Origin of the sequence: Streptomyces sp. YGL11-2, assembly GCF_050054615.1 — a bacterium.
GTDB lineage: Bacteria > Actinomycetota > Actinomycetes > Streptomycetales > Streptomycetaceae > Streptomyces.
In genome coordinates this window covers 1,599-4,907 of sequence record NZ_JBNHIN010000123.1, presented here as the reverse complement: position 1 = coordinate 4,907, position 3,309 = coordinate 1,599, and the positions used below count along the sequence as shown (strand labels likewise).

The following is a 3,309-nucleotide window of genomic DNA, read 5'->3' as shown; positions in this document are numbered from 1 at the left end:
CCCCGCCGGTTCACAGGAACCGCACAGGAACAATGCGTACGGATCATCACAGGTGACAAGGATCGCCGTCCAGGGGATATCTCGGCACACATCCGACACTTTGGCACCGGTGTTGGCCTTGCCACACTTACGTCCCGAAAAGCAACTGGGACTGGTGCAGAGCACTTATTCGGAGGCTGCGATATTGGCACAACTCACCCTGTGGCGGTGGCCATTCGGGCTGCACGTGGCGGCGTTGGCGATTTCACCAAAACGGAGCCTGCTGCCATGCGGCGGAGTGATGCACGCGGAGCCGTTGAACCGGCGTCCTCATCCTTGGCGGACTGAGAGCTGTACGGAGCCTGTGGTGGAGAAACGGTCCGCTGAGCCATGTGTGTTTGCAGGCGCCTCGGAGGGGAAGCCCTGCGAGGCAGACAGGGCCTCGATGCCAGAAGTGATGGCAGTGAGGCGTCGTTTCCTGTCGGTTGTCACCGGTGCTGGGCTGGAAGGGGACGGGGCGTGAACGACGCGCGGACGAGTGGATCTGAACAGGCATACCGCGCAGCGCAGCTGGCTGTGTTCCAGCGGCACTGCGACGGCTTCGCCCGGCACGACCTCGACGCCGTGGTGTCCATCTACACCGCCAACGTCCACTACGAGGAGAAGACGCTCCGGTGGGACCTGCACAGCCGTGACGAACTCCGCGACCAGTTCGGCATGATCTTCGCTGCCACCTCCGCCATGACCAGTCATCGGCTGGACAGCATCCATGCTCCGGACCGGGCCGCTTTCCTGTGGCGGTTCACCGGCACTCTTCATTCCGGTCAGCGGGTCGACTTCCCTGGAACGAGCCTGCTCACCTTCACCGGCGACGGACAGGTCAGCCACGACTTCGCGATGTGGAATCTGGCCGAGCTGCCCGAGCGGGCCGCCAAGGACATGGGCCTGGACCTCGCTGCTGCCTACAGTCCGTACGTAGCGTGGGCCGCGGACGGCCGGGGCACTGCCGCAGCCAGGCTGATGGACAGCTACCGGGCATGAACGCGTCGAGCAGGGACTGTCGCAAACTTTCCGCGAAGTCTCTGCTTGAGTACATGGCGCCACTCGGACCCCACGTTGCAGCGCGCCCGCTGCGCACGGTGCGGCGCGGTCCGCCGCCTGCCCTACCGCATCGAAGGGCCCGTTTGACTGGTGGAGAGCACTTATATCCGAAGGCTGCGGTATTCGGGGTCCCTACTGGTGGGCTCAGCGCCGCGCCGTACCGGGCCCGCGTACCGCGTCCCAGAGCCCACCGGTGGACGAGTCGGCCAACGACGGCAAGTGAGACCAGCCTCGGAGTCGGTGGCCGCCTCCTTCTGGCAAGGTCCGGGACCGTTCACAAGGGCATATACGTTCAACGCGTTCACGCAATGTCCTGGGATCGCCCGAATCGGGTGGGAAGGGGCCGGGACGGTCGTCGCGCACCGCTCACCGCGGTGCCGCGAGGATCGTTCCGGCCCCTGTTGTGATGCGGTGCGATCACGTCCGATCGCCGCCGGTCATACGGGCGCACCGAAATCGCGTACATATGCGAAACGCCCTCACTCCCAAGGGTGGTTACGGGGAGGTAGGGCGGCCGGGAGGCGGGTCCGGCGCCGGGCGGGGGTACGGCTTCCGGCTGGTGCACCCGACGCCTCGACAGAGAGGGCCCGCCGCGATGTCCGAAGGTCTGCCGGCACCTGGAGTCTTCGTCGAACAACTCCCCGGCGGAGTCCGGACCGCCGGCGAACTCGGCACGTTCCAGGCCGAGACCGTGCGGCAGGCATCGGGACTCACCCTGGAACAGGACGTGGTGGAGATCTGCCAGGTCCCGGCCACCGGTGAACTCCTGGTACGCGAACAGCCGGGGGCCCGCCGCCACGGGAAGGAGCACCACGTATGACACCGCCCGATCCGCCCGGGGCCCACGTCACGGAGAAGCCCGGTGGCGTGCGTACGATCACCGGCGCGAGCACGTCCGTTCCGGCCTTTCTTGGCTATACGCGCGTGTCCCCGAAGGACGATCCCCGTGCGGCGGTCGAGCCGTACACGGACGCGGAACGCCGGACTCCGCAACTGGTCCGCGGCTGGCGGGAGTTCGTCGTCCGCTACAGCATGGAGGGGCTGACACAGGAGCGGGCGGAGGCCACCACACCGAAGGACCGCAATGCCCTGGAGCGGTGCTTCACTCTCGCCGAGGCGGTCTACGGCTTCTTCGCCAACGGCGGGCGGTCCTGCTACGTCGTGGGGTTCACCGATCCGACGCAGCCGGTGACCGCCGCGGCGCTCGCCGGCAGCGCGGAGGACCGCACCGGACTCGGCGGGCTGGTGACCGAGCCCGGGGTCAGCATGGTCGCGGTGCCCAGCCTCTGGGAGATGACCCGGGCCGTTCCCGCGACCGAAGGCCCCGTCGTCGTGAGTCCGGCGGACGGCAAGGTCCTGATCGAGGCCGTACTGAAGCACTGCACCGAGATGCGCAACCGGCTCGCGCTGGTGGATCCGCCGCCGGGCCTGCTTCCCGGCGCGGTGGAGACCTTCGCGAACGGGCAGTTGGCGGCGCCCACCACCGACGACGCGGCGTTCACCGCGCTGTACTACCCCTGGGTCGCCGTGCCCGGTATCGACGGGCGGCGGCGGACCGTGCCGCCGTGCGGTCACATGGCGGGGGTGTGGGCCCGTACGGATGCCGAGCGCGGGGTGTTCAAGGCGCCCGCCAACGAGGCGCCGCGCGGCGTACTGGAGATCCCGGTGCTGCTGACCGACGAGGAACAGGGGGCGCTCAACGCCGTGGGCGTCAACTGCCTTCGGGCCTTTCCCGGGCGGGGACTGCTGGTGTGGGGTGCGCGGACGCGGTCGACGACCCGGGACTGGAAGTACCTGAGCGTGCGGCGGCTGGTCTGCTTCCTGCGCGACTCGATTGAGCTGTCGTCGAAATGGGCGGTGTTCGAGCCGAACGACGAGCGGTTGTGGGGGGCGTTGCGGCACGCGGTGTCGACGTTTCTGATGGATCAGTGGCGGCAGGGGGCGCTGGTGGGGCGTACGCCGGAGGAGGCGTTCCAGGTCGTCTGCGATGAGTCGAACAATCCGCGGGAGAAGCGGGATGAGGGGGAGGTGCACTGCGATATCGGGGTCGCGCCGGTGCGGCCCGCCGAGTTCGTGCACTTCGACGTCGCGCAGATCGCCGGGCGGTCGGGGAAGTAGGGACGGCCGGGCGGCGACGCTCACGACGCGTACGAGGGCGCTGCCGCCACCGGTTCCGTGTCTGCTCCGAGAGACAATCCGCCGCGGCCGCCTTCCCGAGGAAGGCGGCCG

Annotated in this window: 3 protein-coding genes; all 3 read left to right on the top strand. The window is 68.5% G+C overall.

The genetic code is table 11. The features are described 5' to 3' along the window. Nucleotides 1-498: 498 nt before the first annotated feature. The 3 genes from ACO1BR_RS43775 (at nucleotide 499) to ACO1BR_RS43765 (ending at nucleotide 3,198) form a co-directional block, all read left to right on the top strand. Entirely contained in the window at nucleotides 499-1,020 is a 522-nt protein-coding gene (locus ACO1BR_RS43775; protein ID WP_426800699.1) for a nuclear transport factor 2 family protein, read from the top strand. 655 nt (nucleotides 1,021-1,675) lie between these two features. Continuing rightward, complete coding sequence (locus ACO1BR_RS43770; RefSeq protein WP_426800698.1) at nucleotides 1,676-1,900, top strand: hypothetical protein; 225 nt, start codon at nucleotides 1,676-1,678, stop codon at nucleotides 1,898-1,900. Beyond that, nucleotides 1,897-3,198, top strand: coding sequence for a phage tail sheath family protein (locus ACO1BR_RS43765; protein ID WP_426800697.1), 1,302 nt, complete (start codon nucleotides 1,897-1,899; stop codon nucleotides 3,196-3,198). Before ACO1BR_RS43770 ends, ACO1BR_RS43765 begins: the two co-directional genes overlap by 4 nt. Nucleotides 3,199-3,309 lie beyond the last annotated feature (111 nt).

Coding starts and splice junctions, on each gene's coding strand:
- ACO1BR_RS43770 (WP_426800698.1), top strand. CDS start 1,676: ATGTCCGAAGGTCTGCCGGCACCTGGAGTCTTCGTCGAACAACTCCCC.
- ACO1BR_RS43765 (WP_426800697.1), top strand. CDS start 1,897: ATGACACCGCCCGATCCGCCCGGGGCCCACGTCACGGAGAAGCCCGGT.